Here is an 18,905-nt window from a genome sequence, read left to right as displayed (position 1 = left end):
ATTTATTAAACTGTTAAACCCAATTTAAACCTTGACCAGCGCTTTCATCTGCTCATCATTTGCCAGGTCATGATATATTGATAAATTTTTCTTCTTACACTTCTTCAACACCGCATCATAAAACTGATCAGATTCCTTCAATGTCAACAATATCGTTGGTTTGATCAACTCCAGAATCTTAGCTTCATCTGTAATGATTTCCATATTCAGCACAAGAACCACTAAATTACACAGCTGCCGTTCCGGTAAGTTCTCAAATCCCCACATAATCCATTTTATCTTATCCGCACGTTTTTGTTTGTTTTTCTCTTCCCGGCAGAGGTATATTAAAGTATGATACCAGGAATGCATATTCCTGTTCAATAAAACAGGTATCATGGCTAATAAAGTTTGATAGGCTGCTGAAGAGGGAGCGAGGATATAGAGGCCTAATACCAGGCTCCTGGTAAAGTGAGTGTCAAAGTCAGAGCCGCGCTGGATGAGAGCTGCCAGATGATTGGCCAGGATGCGGTTTTGCACCTCGTTCTTTCCAAATTGAAACAGGATGGGAATACATTCTTTTCTTACCGGGTAGTCTCTACCATATTTAATATACTTGACGAGCATAGGCACCATTAGTTCAAAGATGCCATCCTGTGTCACATAAGCGCCCAATTCTTTTGAGAGCCTATCAGGCACTTTCCCTTCTTTGAACAGGAAGAGTATTTCATTGATCATTTCTTTCCGGTATTCCGGAATCCTCAATAACCAAATTGTCATATCCACCTTCTTTTCATTAGCAGGTAAACGTTTGTACACATTGAGCAGGATCGGCGGCAGACTTTTGGAATAGGCATCTATATCCTCAAAAACAAGTTTTTTAGTACCTCTTTGTTGACTCAGTTCCTCGTAGACCTGTTCTACCAGGGATTCTTTTGCTATTAAGATCAGCGAAATCATCACTTTTATGATCATCGCCTGCGTGGGCGTATCCTGTATCCATGGATTGAAAGGGATTTTATGCGGACTGTATTGTTGGTAAATGATGATACATGCAATGATATTGATCATACTTATCTCCTGGTCCTTGCAGTCGTATAGCCATTCAGTGATGTGTGCTATAGTCTTTCCGGGGTCAGTAAACAGGTATCTCCCAAGGGCTAATTTGGTTGGCCGTCCGGATGGCTGGGCAAGGTATATATGTTTTTCATGGAAGTTATTACTGAGATATGACATGATTTCTGATGGCTGGAGTTTTTCGTTGGATAGGCAGATTTTGAATAGTTTCAATTGATTAGGAAAAGAGAGGTGCGAATTGTAAATAACTGGTCCCATCCTAATATCGAAGATGTACCCATTAGTAAGGAGAACGGTGAAGGATTCTATGATAGTAAAGTATTTATCGGGATAAGATAGATGTCTTACGATATCAGCAAATATGACGGTGGCATTGAAATAATGATGATCGCTTTTCAAAATATAGATCAGCAGCTTATTTAGGGTGTGTGAAAGGTCTTGTCCTAAGAAGGATTTTTTGGCAATGAGCCATGGAAGACCTCCTCTTAGTGTGGCAGTGCTGACAGGTATTAATTGTTCCCAGTCGATGTCGGTATCTGCAGGGAATGTTTCGCCGATGAGGAAATCTGCTAACCAGTTCTGAGTGATCCTGATACCATTGACGGATTCAATAAAAAGATTTTCGTGGATAAGAATGGAAGCCAGCTGCGGATAATCTTTCAGGAAGTGCTGGTATGCTTCCATAGAGAGCCAGTAGTCGTTGCTTGTAACAAAGTGTTTTGCGATATCAATTAAGAGAGAATGAATGAGGGATGATGATACCTGTGTACGTGCTGCTATGGCGGTACATTTTCTTGATAACCAGGTAGCCAGCAAAGGATAGTCATCGAGTGGAGCGGATAGTTGCTGGCCGCCGAGGTCATAATGAAGGCGCAATAACAGGGGCTGATTGAGCCTGGAGATCTTACTGAATTTTTCAGGTAGCTGGTAGGCTATGATAGCTTGTTTCATTTGTTTGCCGGTGAAGCCATCTATCAGGAAACCGTTTTGGAAAGTAGGTGTATCAGTGCCTGTGATGATCAGTTTTAAACCCATACCTCTTACCCAGCGGATAGATCTGGTAAACCAGTCATCGAATACTTTAGGGGAAGTGCGTGGTATTTTATTCAATCCATCGATAACGATCAGGCATTTCTCAGGATGTTGATATAGAAGGTTCATGACATCATCGATAGTGATGGTATCATGGGGATGAGTGATTAATGTCTGGGTGATATACGCTTTTATTTTGGCGGGTAGGCTGGAGAGTCGCGGGTCGAGGTCCTGGCCGGCAATAAATAAGGTGCATAATTTCCCGGTGAAAATTGGTAGCTCACGGATCAGGTAGTTTGTTTTGCCGATACCACTTTCCCCGAGGAGACAACAGACACGAGCCGATTGTTCCTTAAAATTATTCAGTACAGACTCAATTCTGGGTTCATTGCAGAAGTTGTTGGGTAAGAGTATTTTTTGTTCAGTCAGATTTCTGACGGCGCGACGTACTTGTGAGTTGCAGAATGTTTTTAATTCCCTGTATTTAGGATCGGGTTCTTCGGAGCAGTATTTATCTGAAAGATATTGAAAGAGTAGCTGAAGTTGTGCTGATTTTGGGGTGGCCTGAAAGATTGCCAGACTGGGTAAATTCCTGTAGTTGGCAACAGATAACATGCCGACTGCCATGATGGTGCCGGTACTTGTAATGGGAAGGCCGTGAGACGATGGTGGATGAGAGGGATTGGTAACTTTATGTAACAGGATGTCTTCAAATTCAAAGGCGGAATGATTCACGTTGATAACCGTCATTTCTTTTCCTATATACGTTGTTATAGGAAGTGGGAGGAATGTAGGTGTCGCTGTAGGAACCTGGAGAATGGCGATGTCAGAAAATTCTGCACCGTATTGGGTGTGATAATCGTCTATTGTTGCAATGAATTCATTTCCATCGTGATCGCGGATGCGGATCGGGGTGAGATGTACGATGGTGTGATAACAGGTGATGGCGGTTCCATGTGGGTCGATGTAGAAACCGTAGCCTATGATTTCGTTATCGGGATTGAGGATGGAAATAATAGACTGCTCAATGTGGGCTGCATGTGGGTTTGACATAGGTCCTGGGTGAATAGGTTGAGGGAATGGGTTATTCGTGTATCTGTACACGGGTCTGTTATCAAATTAAGATTTTTTATTGAATAATTGTGGGGGTGCTGTTGAAAAATAGCGGATGCTGATTATCTGTCCCGTCGTATCGTAAACGTTGCATAAGACATGGTTATCTGAGCACGTCATCTTGTAAACATTGCAAAGGACATGGTAATCAACGAAGAATACTGTGGTACATTGCGTGGTATCGCTACTTCAGTGTAAAAAGGAGATTACTATTCTTAGTAGTATTTGGGTCCAGTGGTAAGGGCAAGCGAAGGTTTATTGCCTGCCCTGTACCTGGCACTAGAAAAGTTGTAGTACTAAAGGGGTTAATGATATTGGGGTCTCTAAAGAAATGGTTGAAAGGTTCCGCAAAAATAACCCGGTTTTTATCGGTTGTCAACTGCGAAATTCCGCAGTTTGGGAAGGAAATGCTTAAATTAGAGGAATTAAAAATTTGTCATGTCTAATCCCGGGGAGTTTTCCAGATCTATGATCACAGCTTTGCCTGCAGATTTGAACAGTGAACAGGCGATGAGTTTAAGACGTACCATACAAAGGTTTCCTGAGGAAGCAATATATGTGTATTCCTTTAAGGAGAACAGGATGGTGTATGCTGATGGGTGGGAAGAAGTGTTGGGATATGATGATAGTGAGATCAATATGCTGAGTATTGTGGATATCACTACGCCGGAGTATAAACCGTTTTCATTTGAGTTGAATGATAAGGCGTTGATGTTTATTATGAGTCGGTCGGAGGAGTTGGAGAAGTATAGTTTTACGATAGAGTTGAAGAAGCTGCATAAGAATGGGAAGGCGGTGCCTTTGATTGTGCGGGTGGGGGTGTTTAAGTCAGAGAATGGGCGGGTGACGGAGATTATTGGGAGGAACCAGGTGAGTTATCGGTTGAAGTTGGGGAAGGTGATGCAGTATGCGGCGTATGGGCCGGAGAAGGCGGAGTTTGAGGAGGAGTTGAATAAGAATTTGTTTCATTATTATGCGATTTCGAATAAGGAGAAGGAGGCGTTGGGGATGTTGGCGCAGGGGAAGTCGTTTAAGGAGATTGCGCATGAGTTGAATGTGACGCAGTCGGCGATAGAGAAAAGGATTATTCCGTTGTATAAGAGATTTAATGTGAAGAGTTTGACGCATTTGGTGACGTTTGCGTATGAGAATCATATATTGCCGTGAAGGATTACATGTTCATTTGCGGCAGGTAAATAAGTAGTTAGACTTATTGTCATGAAGGATTACATCTTCTGCTGCGGCAGTTAAATAGCAGCTACACTTATTGTTGTAAATGATTACATCTTCTGCTGCGGCAGGTAAATAGCAGCTACACTTATTGCCATAATGGATTACATCTCCGCCTGTGGCAGGTAAATAGCAACTACACTTATTGTTGTAAAGAATTACATTTTTGCCTGCGGCAGGTAAACAGCACTTACACTTTCTGTTGATACCCCGATATTATGGAGCATTTGTTGCCATTCAGGGTAGGTTGTATCATCCCCCAGGATCCAGATTACATTTTTATTTTTTAATGCGCGGCGGTTATCCTCGCTGTGCATGAAGTGCTCGAATTGCTGTGCGGTCACGATATCTTTAGGAATAGGTTGTCCGGGGTTGATATCGTCGATAACCAGGAGGGATGTCGTGCGCCATGTCCAGCCGTTTGGTTCTTCATTTAGAATTTCTTCGTCTGAGAGAGCAAAGAGGGTGTAGAGTTTCATGGCGGTGGTATAGAGACAGGCTTTGTGTTTGATGGCTGATTCGGTAGCCAGGCCGATGCCGAGGGCGGTTTTGCCGCTGCCTTTGCCGCCGAAGATAAATAGGTGTTTGCCGGTGATGGTGTCGGGGTGGACGGTGGCATTGAGGAAGGAGTAGACTTTTTCTTTGTCAGCCTCTTTGATGGAAAGGTTCCATTGACTGAGGCGGAATTGGGTGGGGAGGCAGGCTTGCTGGAGGTACATTTTGGTAGGGTACCAGTAGCAGATGGGGTAGATGAGTATGATGGTGATGATAGAGATGTTCATGAGGGTGTGGTGGCCCAGGAGGAGGCTGGCGGCGAAAGCACCGAGCCAGAAGAAGCAGAGGTCCGTGAAGGTGTCGAAGGCGATGTTGCCCCAGGTAGGAGGGAAGGTGTATTTTTTATGTGAGGGGACATATAGTGCTTTGGATTCGGTGTGTTTTTGTAGTAATAGGGGGCCTAAGAAGTTGTATGTTTCAAAGAGTGTCCAGGCGATGGCCACGATCCAGGGGGCGTTGTGGTGGGGAATTAATAAAGTAGGGATGAAGCCAAGGGAGAAATGCCCGAATTGGTTGGCTAGCCAGGTGTAGGTGAGGGTGACGCCGCGGTAGGAGTCTTTGCCAATCAGATCGGCTTTGAGTTGTTTGAAGATGTTGAGTAGGGAAATGTGGTGCATAATGGGTAGGGAGTTAGTGTTGTGATGTTCGATTTGCTAGTTAGTGAATATTAGGGAAAAATTTGTTAATGGGTGGTTAATATTAGAGGATGATAGTTATGTTAAGCCATTGAGAGAGCTTGTCGTATTATTAAGTTACCATAAAAGATAGGAGGTGTTTAGTAAGCGCCTTTCATTTTATATTATTGACTTTTTCGGTTCAATACACTATTGACATAATGTCGGCTCAGCTTTATGGTAATTATGACCAGTTTCTCAGTAAGATAAATAAAATGCAATTAAATTAGTTGGATCCCTATTGCTGTTTCTATTTAAGTAATTGTCTGTACGGTAAAGTTCTCCTTACCTTTTAAGATTTCACTTACTTGTTGTGATGACACGCCTAATTTTTCTGCCAATAATTTTTGAGAGATATTTTTGTCGCGTAACCCTTCTAATATTCTTACAACAATTGCCTGTGAATGTTTCAACCAATCCTGGTTGTTTTTTCTAAAAAGGGCTTTCTCCTTCCATGTTGATGGCTGAGCCCCAGTAACTGCATCTAGTTTTTTTGTAAGTCCATAGGTATGGATTTAAAATTGTGGCCATTTAAAAGGTTATCATCGCGTAAGAATACTTTTCCGAAATTAAGGATTGTTATGCGCAAATAGCGCAATAGCAGGTAAGAATTATTGAATACTATCTCAATCGGCGAAGCAAAGGTAGAAACGTGGACTTGATGTGGAGCTGGATTTCGGATCTATTTTAAAATATTGAAATTGGAAACGCAATAACTGTTTGTCCACAGTGTTCATGCTGAGGTTAATAATACATATTTCAATAGGGATTTTTTTGCTACCAATTATTCCTTGTATGACAAACAGCGATCATTCTAAAAGAACTATCAATGGCATCGCAGGTACATTATCATATACATAACATGATTCAACAGGCCTCCTACAAACCGCCTGTGTCTCCTCCACTGCAATGACCACTGCGCTGTCATTTACACACAACGTTGTAATCAATGTCCCTGTCCCAGGTACACATGCACAAAGTTCCGCACCTTCAAATTTTTGAGAAGTATCAATATTGATCTCAGCTGTATTGCTACCTATCACCTTCCTGGATTGTAAATCAATACGGACAGCGATTAATTTGATGGATAAATGCCGAATGCCTTTTGGAAAGGCCTGTGCCGGAATGCGTAATACGCCATTATTCCCTGGTACTGGTAATTTGGAGAAATGTGATGAAGTACGTTTCGATTTATTGAATTGCAAGCCTATGAGGGTATTAAGATCGACACCCGCAGAGGGAATGAGCAACCTGGTAACCCTGTTCACATGCCCCCCATCACCCCTTATCCCCAATGCCTTTCTTATAAATGCCCCTGTACGGCTAGCCTGTCCAAAGCGCTGTGCAGCCCGTTTCATATTGGGAGTATGCCGAATCCCATCAGGGCGATTTCGAAAGTAATGCTTCCCATTCCGCCTGAAACCAGTTAACTCCCCCAACCTGCCAGTGAATGTCAGTATCGAAGTTTGCTTTGCCATAAAAAAATAATTGGTAAGGGATAAATGTAATTATCCTTTACCAATAATATTTGTAGGCCAATTATAGAAATTGCAAGCCAGCCTTATAGCTGTATTGAATAATAACTAAGAGCAAGTTAAAGCAGACATGAAAAACTGTTAATAAACCAGCCCGCTTTTTCGAAAAATTAAATAACTTCTTCCTCCTCCAATTTCCCCCACTTAAATACCTTTACTAAAAACACAATCCCAAAGAAAATATCAAACATGATCCACCCGGCATTCATGTAATAAGTGGCAGGAATAAATGGATTATACAACACTATCGACACCAGGAATAAAACAAAAAATGCATTTTGCAGCTTCTGGTAACTATCATACAGCAGGTATAATGCACATGCCGGCACGATGTAATGCATCTTCTCAAAATGTTGGATATCCAATTTGAAAATAGCTGGCAATAAGAATAGGGCGGGGATTAACGCAGTCAATCTTCTCATAGTGTATAAGGGTTTGCTGCGAAGATATAATATAAAATTATAATTCTACCAATCCGTGTTTGACCGCATATAATGCCAGTGTGACCCTTGTTTTTACCCCCAATTTCTTGAATAGTGCTTCCCTATAACCATCAATAGTTTTTACACTTAGATTCATCTTATCCGCTATCTGCTGATAGGTAAGATCAGTGGTGGCCCACTTTATAAACTCCCGCTCATTCTCTGATAAATGCACTTTATTTCCCGACCGCTCCAGCCCATTTAAATTCTGCTGCAATACCTCGGAAGCGGCTTCGGAATAATAAAAGCCATTAGCAGCGATTGTCTCGAGGGCCGCCTGGAGTTCTTCTACCTCTATATCTTTGTGGATATAGCCACGTACGCCCATGCGCAGCATACGTAGGATCGCCGACTCGGATTCCAGCATCGTCATCACCAGTACTTTTACATCTCCATGGGTGCGTTGTAGCCACTCCACCGCCTCAAAGCCATCTACTTCCGGCATATCAATATCCATCAAAATGATATCCGGAAATGGTGGTGTCACCATTTTATCTTTGAACTGGTTGCCATTATCCGCTTCGAAAAGGATATGATACCGCTGTTGCGTATCGCCCATATTAATCAACCTGATCAGGCCTTTGCGGAACAGGTTATGATCATCTACCAGTGCAATATTGATCTTATTTATCATTGAATAGATTTAAGAATCTGAGGTTGTGGAATTTTTATGATCACCATCGTACCAGTGCCATTCCGGCTTGTTATCAGCAACTCTGCATTGATCAGCGAAGCCCGCTTATTCATATTCAGCAGACCGGTACTTTGTTTCTCACCACTGTTATCCAGCGCATCCTGTACATTGAAGCCTGTGCCATTGTCTGCAAGGACAAGCGCAAACTCATCCCTGGAAAAATTGATGGAAGCTGTGACTTCAGAGGCCTTTGCATATTTGACAATATTGTTCAGCACTTCCTGGCACAGGCGGAACAGAATGATCTCATGCTCGGGTAAGATGCGGTATTCTTCACCTGCCTTTGTGATCACGACTTCATATTTCTTTGTTTTAGCAAGGCGATTCAGTTCATTCTCCAATGCTTTGACAAAGCCGATGTGGATAATGTGATCTGTATTGAGATTGGCGGAGAGTGCTTTGAGTTCACTCATCAATTGCTTTGCCAGTGATTTTGTCTCAATAATGTTTTCTCTCTGATCGACTGGTGTTTGTGGCAGGATCTCCTGCAAATTGATATTGATCAAAGATACCAGATGACTAAAATTAGCATGCAGTTCTTTGCTGATATGATCCAATGTCTGTTCCTGGATAGCCAGTCTTGATTGTAAAAGTACCTGGTTAAATGCTTCACGCATTTCAAGAATTTCCTGTTGATGTCGGAATTTCTTTTTCTGATATAGAAATAAAAAATACACGACGGAGGTACAGAGTCCTAATACAACAAGGGTGGATATGACAAGCGTCAGAGAGGTTGTGAGTATTGAGGTTTCCATAAAAAGCTAATTAGATAACAGGAGCACAATAAGAAGTTAAGGGCTTCATTGATGGGAAAAAAGTAGACTGTCAGCCGATAGTTTTGAAGGTTAAAAAAGCCCAGGTTGATTAAGAATGGCAATGACACGGCATGATAAAAGAAAAGGCCGATGACCATCCAGAACAAGGGCTCTTTTTGAATGGCGATAATGCCGGGCTCCTGCAATAATTGTCGGAAATACAACAGGCATAATGTGATGATACAAATATGGGTTAGAATCATACTATAGGTATTAAACTGGAGTGGCCCATGGATAAGGACGTAGTCCAGTAAACCAAACAAAAAGATGATGCCGCCAATGAGCGGGATAAGTTTGTGTTGATAGAGTGTCAGATTAAAGATCATTGCCAGCAATCCAAAGCGGAGAATGAGAAAGAAATTGTAGATCCAGAAATTATTTTGTGAATAATTGAAGGATCCCCAATGGTATAATTCCCATTTCCACGCAAGGGCTGCTACTTCTGTGAAAAGAGATAAGAGCAGCATCCATGCATATAGTCTATATGGCCTAGGCCATTTTTGTCTGAATGCTCTCAGACTAAAAATGGCGCTAAGCAGTAGTGGAATGAGATATAAAAACCTATGATTTAACAATCTGTACATGTATGGATCTTATTTTGGACCACCATCATTGCAGAATGGAGGACATGGTGAGCCCAGGTTAAAGTCCCTGACAATTGGGTCTTCGCCCGGGAAAAGGATGATGTCTCTTTCCTGTGCAGAACGTTCTGCGAAGTCTGGTTCGTTTTCCAGAATTACATTGGTGTGGGTGATAGTGCCGCCGACAACCGCTTCCCTTGTAGTGTTGAATAAGAGGCAGGTCTGCCCTTCGTACTGATGGCCTTGTTCATACATACCAAAGCTGATACGGATGCCATCGCCATTAGCGAATTCTATTTCTTCCAGCAATTTTACGAAATGTTCCTTTGAATACCATACGGAACAGGTGTCTGGTTTGCCGAGGGCCTGTGTGAGGAGAGGGTGTTTTTGTGTCTTAAAACTGTTGATTCTTTCATTGGTAATAGTTTGTCCCACATAGAAGAAAGGTAGGGGCTTTACTGTGCAATGCTGTTGCATAATGAATAAATTTTTTGGTGTTAAGGAAAAATATGCTTGTTGTAAACCGTTTACGGTTGCGAAGCTATCGTTTCCTTAGCCTTCAAAAATCAACGGAAATCAAATAGGGGAAAAATCCTCTTTTCAGGGAGGGAATTAGCCCCCGGGTTTAAAAAAGGGGATTTTTCCCCTGTGGTACAGGTTTTTTCCTAATGGTATTATAACAACCTTTGGGGAGAAATGTTGAATCCCTTAAATCCCTTTTTACATGAGAAGAGCATTGGTTGTCGGTATTAATGATTATCCAGGTGCGAGATTGTATGGCTGTGTGAATGATGCGACTAATATTGCGCAATTATTAAGTTCCAATGAAGACGAGTCCCCGAATTTTGAGGTCATGCTGATGGTACAGGATCAGCGGAAGCCGGTGTTAAGAGCCCGCTTGCTGGAGTTGTTCAGCGGGGACGATGAGATGCATTTATTTTACTTTTCAGGACATGGTTTGGTCAATGAGATGGGTGGATACATTGTTACGGTGGATTGCCAGCGGAACGATGAGGGGATTTCTATGGATGATATTCTTACGATGGCGAGTTTGTCGAAGGCGAGGCAGAAGGTGATTATATTGGATTGTTGTCATGCGGGGGCGATGGGGGCACCGGCTTTGATGGGGAATGGTACGGCCGTGTTGGGACAGGGAGTAGTGGTGCTGGCTTCGAGCAGGGATACGGAGACATCGAAGGAGGTAGCGGGGATGGGGGTGTTTACGAATTTGTTGTTGAAGGCCTTGCGGGGTGGTGCGGCGGATATTGTGGGTGGGGTAACGGCGGGGAGTATTTATAATTATGTGGATAGAGGATTGGGGGGATGGCAGCAAAGGCCGATGTTTAAGGCGAATATAGCCAGGTCTATGAATTTGAGGAGGGTGAAGCCGGTGTTGGATGTAGGGGAGTTGAGGAAACTAAGGGTATATTTCCCGGCGATGGAGGATGAGAAGCAGTTGGATCCGAGTTATGAGTATACGGCAAAGGAGGCGGTGGAGGAGAATGTGAAGGTGTTTAAGGCCTTGCGGGTGATGCAGGGACTGGGATTGGTGGAGACGATCGGGGAGGAGTATATGTATTTTGTGGCGATGAATAGTGGAAGGTGTAGGTTGACACCGTTGGGAATGTATTATTGGCAGATGATTAAAGAGGGGAGGATATGAGGAAGTATGATGTGGCTATTTCGGTGGCGGAGGAGGATACGTTAGTGGCGGATTTAATTGCGGAGCAGTTAAAGAGATTACATGTACGGTATTACTATTATAAAGATGAGAGAGGGAATTGGGGGCAACATTTGATTGACCTGACCAGAGATGTGTACGGTAAGCAGACGAAGTATGTATTGTTGATAACGGGTAAGAATTGTGTGAACAAGTATTGGTCGGGAATGGAGCGTCAGACGGCTTTGTCTAAATTGGCAAAGGGGAATGTGCTGCAATTAAGATTGGATGATACCCGGATTGATGGATTATCGACGGATATTATTTATAAGGATTGGAAGGATAATCCGGAGGAGATAGCGAAGTTGCTGAAGGAGAAAGTGGTGAGGATGAGGCGTGTGGTGAGAGGAAGGTTTTTAAGAATATGTACGGTATTGGGAATTTTTGGGGTGACAGTATTCCTGTGGTATTGGATTTATATGTGTTGGGTGCAAATGCATATGCTTAGGCAGCAGTATGTGTCCGTGCCAGGGCCCGGGAAAACATTTTTTATTAGTAATGTTGAAGTGACAGTGGCTGCTTACAGGAAGTATTGTATGCGTACGGGTAAGGTGTTTCCTGAGCAGCCCTTCAACTCTGTTGACTCTATGCCTGTGCGAAATGTGACATGGGAAGAGGCGAAAGCGTATTGTGAATATGAGAAAGGTAGGTTGCCCAATGAGTTGGAATGGACGATGGCTGCGCTGGCAGGGAAGAGTACAATATATAGTGGCGGTACATCGGCAGCTGAGGTGGCGGTGTATCACAGGGTGAAGCCTTGTTTTGTGGGGCGTAAGAAAGCGAATGATCTTGGTATATACGATATGAGTGGGAATGTAGCGGAGTGGTGTGAGGATTGGGCAGATTCGGCGAAGACGATGAAGTTGGTGAAGGGAGGTGGGTATGATAGTGAGGTGGGAGAGCTGGCTGTGAGTAGCAGGCGGGAGGAGCGGCCGGAGGCGCGTTTGAAGGATGTGGGTTTTAGGGTAGTGAAAGATCTGCAGTAATAAGTTTTAGTTGACAGTATTTATTTATAACTGGTTCTATTTATCTTTATTTAGTTCTATTTATCCCCAAAGTATTTTTTATCCCTCAATGTTTTAAAATAAAATCTACAATGAAAAGACTACTATTCTGTACTGCATTACTGGTATCTATGTTGGCCTGCAATATGATAGACTGTACTTATAATGGGCATAAGTTGTATAAAGGCACAAGGGGAGGATGTTATTACCTGAATAAGAATGGGAATAAGACCTATGTAGACCGGTCTTATTGTGATTGTAAGTAACCCTTAATTTTATTTTTATGGCCTGGTCCTATCGAAAACGAATCAAAATCATTCCCGGTGTTCATTTAAATATCAGCAGAAAAGGCATTAGTACAAACATCGGGGTCAAAGGTGCGAGTGTTACTTTTGGACATGATGCTACTTATGTAAATACCGTATCGGGCAGACATAAAGTACCACCGCCAAGACCTGTGAAGTCTGTGGCTTCACCTGCTGTTGTTACATTGCCCCAGGGAAATATCTTTAGCATTGCTCCTGCTGAAATTACGAACCAGGACATGCAGGGTGTGAAAGAGGCTATCTTATCCGCACATCAGCAACGCAGAGAATTAAATCATGACCTGCAGCAGATAAAGCTTGCGTTGAAAGGTTCCCAATCCCAACTTACGCTTAGTTATGTTTTTTTGTATGGTTTGATTGTGCCATCTATCGCAAAGAAAATCAAAGAAAGAATTGCAGCGCAGAAGATGGCTATTGAGGAGATCAACCAGGAGTTGGAGAAGAGCAGGATGGAGTTGGATATTTCTTTTGATGCTGATATCCTGCAGAAATATGAAGCGGTAAAAGCGGCGTTTGTTCAACTTTCTCATTCAAAGAAGATCTGGGATGTGACCAGTGCAATGCAGGAGAACAGAAGGGTTACACGTTCGGCTGCTTCTACAGTTGTGGATAAGCGGGAGGTGAGAATAGGGATTCAATCTATTGAAGATATTTATGCGAATGTGGAACCACTTTGGTTTAAGAATGCAAATGGGGCTGACTTGTATTTCTATCCGGGCTTTATCATCATGTACGATACAAAAGACCGGTTCGGTATTATCGATATGAAGGAGTTACAGTTTAATTTCCTGCCGGTCAGGTTCATTGAAAGAGGGGTCGTACCATCAGATGCTAAGGTCATAGATTATACCTGGGATAAGGTCAATAAGAATGGGGCACCGGATAAGCGGTTTCGGGATAACTTCCAGATCCCGATTGTGAGATATGGTGCTATTACATTGCGAACGGCCGCCGGGGTGAATGAGGAATATGAGTTTAGCAATTATGAAGCTGCGGAATTGTTTAGTGAGGCTTTTATCGATTTCCAGAAGGTAATAAAAGGGGGATATTGATCCTCCTTTTTTTTGAATATAGTTTTCATCCCCTTTGGTGAATACCCTCTTTCTTGAATGTTGTTGTTCTGAAAATAGCTTCATCCCCATTGGTGAATACCCTCTTTCTTGAATGTTTTGTTTTACTGAAAATAGTTTCATCCCCATTGGTGAATACCCTCTTTCATAAATGTTTGGTTTTTGGGGAGATTAGTGAGTGGATAAATTTCCCTTTCCCGTAAAATAATTTCCCGATCCGTCTCGGTCATTCCCCTGTTATTCTCCAATTTTGCTAGCGTGGTTAACCATAACCATTTCTATATCAACTGATAAGGGCGAAGCAACATGAATAAACAAACTCAGCCAACAGGGAAAAAGGGGAAATCGTGGCGGGCAAAACTCAATGCCTGGCTACATTTATGGCTTGGATTAGCATCCGGGATTGTTGTGTTTATTGTAAGCGTGACGGGTTGTTTGTTCACTTTTCAGAAAGAGATTTCTGAATGGGTACACCATGATATCATGTTTGTACAGCCTCAGCAGAAAGCGACCCTGCCTATCAGCACCCTCATGGATAATGCGCAGCGCGCCATGGGGCCGGAGAAAAAGATCAATTACATTACGACTTTCACCGATAAGGACAGGGCCTGGGAGTTTATGGCTTATCAGGCCGGGGATCCGAAGGCGATCACATATTTTGGTGGGGTGAAGCATTATGAAGCCGTATTCATGAACCCTTATACCGGTCAGCTGGTTGGGCACCATGACTTTAAATATGACTTTTTTGCTATTGTGAAAATGATCCACTGGAGTCTCTTGCTGAATGGTGATATCGGTCAGCAGATTGTAGGGTGGAGCGTGTTCGTGTTTGTAATATTGTTGATAACCGGTCTGATCCTGTGGTGGCCAAAGAAATGGACGAAAGCCACAAGGGACCAGAGCTTTAAAGTGAAGTGGAAAGCGAGTTTTAAGAGAGTCAATTACGACCTGCACAATGTACTGGGTTTTTATGCCATGGCGATAGCCCTGGTATTGGCATTGACAGGGATGGTGTGGTCTTTTAAATGGTTTCAGAATACGGTGTATGTAGTGGCTTCCAGGAGTATTACACCACCGGCGCATAAGAATGGAGCCTCTGATACCACCCTGGTAGGTACGCCACAGAAGGGATTGGATATTGCGTTTGAAACTGTGAGGAGGGATATGCCTGCGGTTAGGAGGATTGGACTGAGTGCACCGGATACCGGGAAAGCAGCAGTGGTGTATATGTCGGCGTATTGGGGGAATGAAGTGTATTATGACAGAGATGATTTGCAGTTCGATAAGTATAATGGGAAAATGCTGGCGAGGGTGACGAAAAAGGATAGGAATGCAGGGGAGAAATTGATCGGGATGAATTATGATATACATGTGGGTGCGATAGGTGGAATCCCTGGGAAAATTATTGCTTTTATTGTAAGCCTGATTTGTGCGAGCTTGCCGGTGACGGGTTTTATCGTTTGGTGGGGGAAAGGGAAAAAGAAGGAGAAGAAGAAGATGGTGAAGGCGGCGAAAGTGGAGCCGGTGGTGGTGTAGAGAGTATGGCAGGAGGGGGGAAAGAAGGGGAAAAATAAAGTGGTTGTGGATTAATAGAGCAGGGTTGAAGTAGCGGAGTGATAAAGAGGGGCTGATGTAGTGGAGTGATAAAGTGTTAGTAGATTAATAATAAAGGAGGGTTGAAATAGCGGAGTGATAAAGAGGGGCTGAGGTAGTGGAGTGATAAAGTGTTAGTAGATTAATAAAGGGGAGTTGAATGTAGCAGGGTAATAAAGTGGTAGTAGATTAATAAGCAGGGTTGAATGTAGTGGAATAATATAGAAAAGTTGAAAGTAGCGGAGTATATAGCATTTCCTGCCGCAGTACAATATTATCATATATAATTATTATAAAGGGTCCTGTATATAACAGGGCCCTTTTCTATTAAAAGTGCCTTATCTTAGTCCGCAAAAGCAAATCTAAAACGTTAGGCTGCATGAAATATTTCTATCGTATAATCCCCCTGATAGGCCTTTTTGCTTGTCATGGAGCAGGGCAGAAGCAAGCGGCTACAGATTCCATAGCCATTAAAAGCATAGACTCAGCTAGTATTGCCCGTGACATCACTGTATTATCTTCTGATGTCTTTCAGGGACGGAAACCCTTCACTATCGGCGAAGACAAGACCATCAAATACCTGGAAGAGCGTTTCTCGGAAATCGGTTTACAACCAGGGAATGGGGATAGCTATTTCCAGGAAGTGCCTATGGTGGAGATCATCTCCAAGCCAAATGGGCCTATGGTGATCAAGGGAAAGACGGGGAGTGTGAGTTTGCCATACCTGGATGAATATGTGATTGCTACCCGCAGGGTAAAAGAGAAGGTGAATGTGGATAACTCTGAACTGGTATTTGCCGGTTTCGGAATTGATGCACCTGAATATAAATGGAATGACTATGAAGGGCTGGATGTAAAAGGGAAGACGGTAGTTGTAATGGTGAATGATCCTGGGTTTTATGACAGCACATTATTCAAGGGTAAGACGATGACTTACTACGGTCGCTGGACGTATAAATTTGAAGAGGCTGCACGGAAAGGTGCTACCGGTGTGATTATCATTCATGATGATCTGGCTGCCAGTTATCACTGGACGGTGGTGAGGAGCGGTTGGTCTAAGCCAAGACTCGATCTGCAGACGGCTGATGATAATATGTCGAGAGCTGCGATAGAGGGATGGATTACGGCAGAATCTGCAAAGAAGGTTTTTGAGTTGGCGGGGGTATCTCCAGATGTTATGGAGAAGGCGAAGCATCCGGGATTTAAGGCGGTGCCGCTGGGTGTGACGACCAGTATGGAGATTACGAATAAGATTAAGAAGTCTACTTCTCATAATGTCATTGCACAGTTGCCGGGTACTGACAGGAAAAATGAATACATTATTTACTCTGCGCACTGGGATCACCTGGGCGTAGGCGAGGTAATCAAAGGGGATTCTATCTATAATGGTGCGGCGGATAATGCAAGTGGTACGGCGGCTTTGTTAAGTCTGGCAACGGCTTTCAAAAAACTGCCGCAGGCACCCAAGAGGTCTGTGCTGTTTATTGCTTTGACCGGGGAAGAGCAGGGATTGTTGGGGTCTGAGTATTATGCAACGCATCCTTTGTTTCCAGTGAAGTCTACAGTAGCGGATATTAATATGGATGTGATGAATACTTTTGGCCGGACTACGGATATTACCATCATTGGAAAGGGACAGTCTGAGCTGGATGATTATGCGGAGAAGGCGGCGAAGAAGCAGGGCAGGACGATAATTCCGGAGGCGAATCCTTCAGGAGGATGGTTCTTCCGTTCTGATCATTTTAATTTTGCGAAGGTGGGGATTCCTTCATTGTATCCTGGGGCCGGGGAACATTCGTTGTTGCATGATTCTGCGTGGGTGCCGAATCATAGGGCGTATTATGGAAGGGAGAGGTATCATTCACCATTTGATCAGTTTGATGATACGTGGGAATTGTCAGGGATGGTGGAGGATATAAGGTTTTTGTTTGATGTGGGGGTAACGTTGGCGAATGAGGAGCGGTTCCCGGAGTGGAGGAAGAGTTCGGAGTTTAGGAGTAAGCGGTAGTGTAGGGGAAGGAAGGAATGTTTGGAATTGGAAGGTGATAGTGGAAGTAAAGGTGAGGTTAGGAGATAAAGGCGATGTTTAGAGTGAAAGGTGATGTTAAGACCTAAAAGCTTATGTTTCCGTTGTAAAAGACAATGTTTGCAACTAAAAGATAATAAATTGCAGCCGGCTTTTAATTGGGCCGGCTGTTTTAATTTTAATGTGTACCGATTAAATTTATTCATATGGAAAGAACGATTGCCTATTATTTGAAAGGGACAGAGGATTTTGTGAGTGAGTACCTTGTAGAACTGGATGTAGCTGAGATCAGCAAAATTTGGGAAGCGGAAGAAGGGGATCCGGAATACCTGAATATTTACCCGGTGGAGGAAGCGCAGAAAGCGGCGGTGGAGAAGTTGTTGGGAGAGAAGCTGGAGCTGAATAAGTATGATTATTACCTGGAGACGCATCAGGAGGGATAAGTACTTTATTAGTAAAGCATAAGGAGGTTTACAAGACCTCCTTTATATTACCTAATGGACCCGATAGCAATATGGGATGAAAAATTCCATATTATGAAAACAGAGGTATCGATTGCAGGAAGAGGATTAGAAAGACTATACCAATTCCTGGAAGATAATGGAATAGAAGCTGATGTAAAGTATCACTTTAATCACTGGTTCTTATCTGCTGAAATAGCGGCTGTTAAGTTATGCGGAGATAGGGAGGAGATTATTGCTATCCTTTTGGATTATTATGAAGAGAGAAAGGGGAAGGATGTGGAGGTGACGATTAATAATGAAGAAACGGTTTCTTTTAAGGGGAAGGATATTGCTGCTATCAGGCAGGAGTTGAATGTGAGTAAGCAGGAGTTGGCTGAGAGTATGTAATAGTTGGCTGTAAGAGGCAGAAGTTGAATGTAAGCAGGCTGAGTTGAAGGTGAGTAAACAGGCGTTGGTTGTGAGTATGTAGTAGTTGACTGTAAGAGGCAGGAGTTGAATGTGAGTAAGCAGGAGTTGGTTGTGGGTATGTAATAGTTGGCTGTAAGCTGACAGAAGTTGACTGTAAGCAGGCAGGAGTTGAATGTGAGTAAGCAGGAGTTGGTTGTGAGTATGTAGTAGTTGGCTGTAAACAGACAGTAGTTGGCTGTAAGAGGCAGAAAGTTGAAGGTAAGTAAACAGGAGTTATTAACAACCTGTTGAACACCTTGTTGATATGATGCACCCCAATATATTCAATGAACCTTTTTCCCGGTTCGAAGCAGTAGTTTGTTACCTGTTTTACTAAAAATTTATATATGGGCGGGCATGGAGTTGGGATGATTCCTTTCCTGGTAGCTTCTTTTTTAATGCCTTTCAGTTGTTTGGAAGGTTTTAGGAGATTGGAGATTGCGATTGGATTGGGTATTGACATTACCAGGGCGGCGCTTATATTATCG

17 protein-coding genes are annotated in these 18,905 nt (G+C 43.0%); 9 read left to right on the top strand and 8 right to left on the bottom strand.

Features of this window, described 5'->3' with window-relative positions:
- Positions 1–24: 24 nt before the first annotated feature.
- The gene (locus DXN04_RS15455; RefSeq protein WP_116854245.1) at positions 25–3,141 is read right to left on the bottom strand and encodes a serine protease; all 3,117 of its coding nucleotides are present in this window, start codon (positions 3,139–3,141) and stop codon (positions 25–27) included.
- A 498-nt stretch (positions 3,142–3,639) separates the two neighbouring features.
- Between DXN04_RS15455 and DXN04_RS15450 the strand changes: the two genes are divergently transcribed.
- Positions 3,640–4,368: a LuxR C-terminal-related transcriptional regulator gene (locus DXN04_RS15450; RefSeq protein ID WP_116854244.1), complete on the top strand. Its 729-nt coding sequence runs from the start codon at positions 3,640–3,642 to the stop codon at positions 4,366–4,368.
- A gap of 221 nt (positions 4,369–4,589) precedes the next feature.
- Here the strand turns inward: DXN04_RS15450 and DXN04_RS15445 are convergent, their stop codons facing one another.
- From DXN04_RS15445 to DXN04_RS15410, 7 genes are all read right to left on the bottom strand, one after another.
- Positions 4,590–5,603 carry a P-loop NTPase family protein gene (locus tag DXN04_RS15445; protein WP_199415047.1) on the bottom strand — a complete coding sequence of 338 codons (1,014 nt, stop codon included), beginning with the start codon at positions 5,601–5,603 and terminating at the stop codon, positions 4,590–4,592.
- A 311-nt stretch (positions 5,604–5,914) separates the two neighbouring features.
- A complete protein-coding gene (locus tag DXN04_RS35780; protein ID WP_158569034.1) occupies positions 5,915–6,073 on the bottom strand; it encodes a helix-turn-helix transcriptional regulator in 159 nt (52 codons plus the stop codon).
- 396 nt (positions 6,074–6,469) lie between these two features.
- On the bottom strand, positions 6,470–7,138 hold the full coding sequence (locus DXN04_RS15435) for a hypothetical protein (protein WP_116854241.1): 669 nt from the start codon (positions 7,136–7,138) through the stop codon (positions 6,470–6,472).
- A gap of 167 nt (positions 7,139–7,305) precedes the next feature.
- The gene (locus tag DXN04_RS15430) at positions 7,306–7,617 is read right to left on the bottom strand and encodes a DUF6804 family protein (RefSeq protein ID WP_116854240.1); all 312 of its coding nucleotides are present in this window, start codon (positions 7,615–7,617) and stop codon (positions 7,306–7,308) included.
- A 37-nt stretch (positions 7,618–7,654) separates the two neighbouring features.
- Positions 7,655–8,311: a response regulator gene (locus DXN04_RS15425; protein ID WP_116854239.1), complete on the bottom strand. Its 657-nt coding sequence runs from the start codon at positions 8,309–8,311 to the stop codon at positions 7,655–7,657.
- On the bottom strand, positions 8,308–9,126 hold the full coding sequence (locus DXN04_RS15420; protein WP_116854238.1) for a sensor histidine kinase: 819 nt from the start codon (positions 9,124–9,126) through the stop codon (positions 8,308–8,310). Before DXN04_RS15420 ends, DXN04_RS15425 begins: the two co-directional genes overlap by 4 nt.
- A gap of 653 nt (positions 9,127–9,779) precedes the next feature.
- Positions 9,780–10,244, bottom strand: a complete 465-nt coding sequence (locus DXN04_RS15410) for a hypothetical protein (protein ID WP_116854236.1) — start codon at positions 10,242–10,244, stop codon at positions 9,780–9,782.
- 247 nt (positions 10,245–10,491) lie between these two features.
- Between DXN04_RS15410 and DXN04_RS15405 the strand changes: the two genes are divergently transcribed.
- The 8 genes from DXN04_RS15405 (at position 10,492) to DXN04_RS15375 (ending at position 18,357) form a co-directional block, all read left to right on the top strand.
- Positions 10,492–11,430, top strand: coding sequence for a caspase family protein (locus DXN04_RS15405; protein ID WP_116854235.1), 939 nt, complete (start codon positions 10,492–10,494; stop codon positions 11,428–11,430).
- Positions 11,427–12,473 carry an SUMF1/EgtB/PvdO family nonheme iron enzyme gene (locus DXN04_RS15400; RefSeq protein WP_116854234.1) on the top strand — a complete coding sequence of 349 codons (1,047 nt, stop codon included), beginning with the start codon at positions 11,427–11,429 and terminating at the stop codon, positions 12,471–12,473. Before DXN04_RS15405 ends, DXN04_RS15400 begins: the two co-directional genes overlap by 4 nt.
- Positions 12,474–12,583: 110 nt before the next feature.
- Positions 12,584–12,757, top strand: coding sequence for a hypothetical protein (locus tag DXN04_RS34795; RefSeq protein WP_158569033.1), 174 nt, complete (start codon positions 12,584–12,586; stop codon positions 12,755–12,757).
- Between the two features lie 17 nt (positions 12,758–12,774).
- Positions 12,775–13,869, top strand: a complete 1,095-nt coding sequence (locus DXN04_RS15395) for a DUF4236 domain-containing protein (protein WP_116854233.1) — start codon at positions 12,775–12,777, stop codon at positions 13,867–13,869.
- A gap of 324 nt (positions 13,870–14,193) precedes the next feature.
- The gene (locus DXN04_RS15390; protein WP_116854232.1) at positions 14,194–15,423 is read left to right on the top strand and encodes a PepSY-associated TM helix domain-containing protein; all 1,230 of its coding nucleotides are present in this window, start codon (positions 14,194–14,196) and stop codon (positions 15,421–15,423) included.
- A 436-nt stretch (positions 15,424–15,859) separates the two neighbouring features.
- The gene (locus tag DXN04_RS15385; RefSeq protein ID WP_116854231.1) at positions 15,860–17,488 is read left to right on the top strand and encodes a M28 family metallopeptidase; all 1,629 of its coding nucleotides are present in this window, start codon (positions 15,860–15,862) and stop codon (positions 17,486–17,488) included.
- 224 nt (positions 17,489–17,712) lie between these two features.
- On the top strand, positions 17,713–17,949 hold the full coding sequence (locus tag DXN04_RS15380) for a DUF7683 domain-containing protein (protein ID WP_116854230.1): 237 nt from the start codon (positions 17,713–17,715) through the stop codon (positions 17,947–17,949).
- Positions 17,950–18,042: 93 nt separating this feature from the next.
- A complete protein-coding gene (locus DXN04_RS15375; RefSeq protein ID WP_147319939.1) occupies positions 18,043–18,357 on the top strand; it encodes a hypothetical protein in 315 nt (104 codons plus the stop codon).
- The last annotated feature ends 548 nt before the right edge of the window (positions 18,358–18,905 follow it).

The organism is Chitinophaga silvisoli (assembly GCF_003412465.1).
Classification (GTDB): Bacteria; Bacteroidota; Bacteroidia; order Chitinophagales; family Chitinophagaceae; genus Chitinophaga; species Chitinophaga silvisoli.
The sequence above is the reverse complement of the archived record's forward strand: the minus strand, read 5'-3'. Positions and strand labels throughout refer to the sequence as shown.

Bases quoted from the DNA above. Each gene is read 5' to 3' on its own strand.
- DXN04_RS15405 (WP_116854235.1), top strand. From the start codon at position 10,492: ATGAGAAGAGCATTGGTTGTCGGTATTAATGATTATCCAGGTGCGAGA.
- DXN04_RS15410 (WP_116854236.1), bottom strand. From the start codon at position 10,244: ATGCAACAGCATTGCACAGTAAAGCCCCTACCTTTCTTCTATGTGGGA.
- DXN04_RS15380 (WP_116854230.1), top strand. From the start codon at position 17,713: ATGGAAAGAACGATTGCCTATTATTTGAAAGGGACAGAGGATTTTGTG.
- DXN04_RS15430 (WP_116854240.1), bottom strand. From the start codon at position 7,617: ATGAGAAGATTGACTGCGTTAATCCCCGCCCTATTCTTATTGCCAGCT.
- DXN04_RS15395 (WP_116854233.1), top strand. From the start codon at position 12,775: ATGGCCTGGTCCTATCGAAAACGAATCAAAATCATTCCCGGTGTTCAT.
- DXN04_RS34795 (WP_158569033.1), top strand. From the start codon at position 12,584: ATGAAAAGACTACTATTCTGTACTGCATTACTGGTATCTATGTTGGCC.
- DXN04_RS15390 (WP_116854232.1), top strand. From the start codon at position 14,194: ATGAATAAACAAACTCAGCCAACAGGGAAAAAGGGGAAATCGTGGCGG.
- DXN04_RS15455 (WP_116854245.1), bottom strand. From the start codon at position 3,141: ATGTCAAACCCACATGCAGCCCACATTGAGCAGTCTATTATTTCCATC.
- DXN04_RS15400 (WP_116854234.1), top strand. From the start codon at position 11,427: ATGAGGAAGTATGATGTGGCTATTTCGGTGGCGGAGGAGGATACGTTA.
- DXN04_RS15445 (WP_199415047.1), bottom strand. From the start codon at position 5,603: ATGCACCACATTTCCCTACTCAACATCTTCAAACAACTCAAAGCCGAT.
- DXN04_RS15425 (WP_116854239.1), bottom strand. From the start codon at position 8,311: ATGATAAATAAGATCAATATTGCACTGGTAGATGATCATAACCTGTTC.
- DXN04_RS15450 (WP_116854244.1), top strand. From the start codon at position 3,640: ATGTCTAATCCCGGGGAGTTTTCCAGATCTATGATCACAGCTTTGCCT.
- DXN04_RS15375 (WP_147319939.1), top strand. From the start codon at position 18,043: ATGAAAACAGAGGTATCGATTGCAGGAAGAGGATTAGAAAGACTATAC.
- DXN04_RS15420 (WP_116854238.1), bottom strand. From the start codon at position 9,126: ATGGAAACCTCAATACTCACAACCTCTCTGACGCTTGTCATATCCACC.
- DXN04_RS15435 (WP_116854241.1), bottom strand. From the start codon at position 7,138: ATGGCAAAGCAAACTTCGATACTGACATTCACTGGCAGGTTGGGGGAG.
- DXN04_RS15385 (WP_116854231.1), top strand. From the start codon at position 15,860: ATGAAATATTTCTATCGTATAATCCCCCTGATAGGCCTTTTTGCTTGT.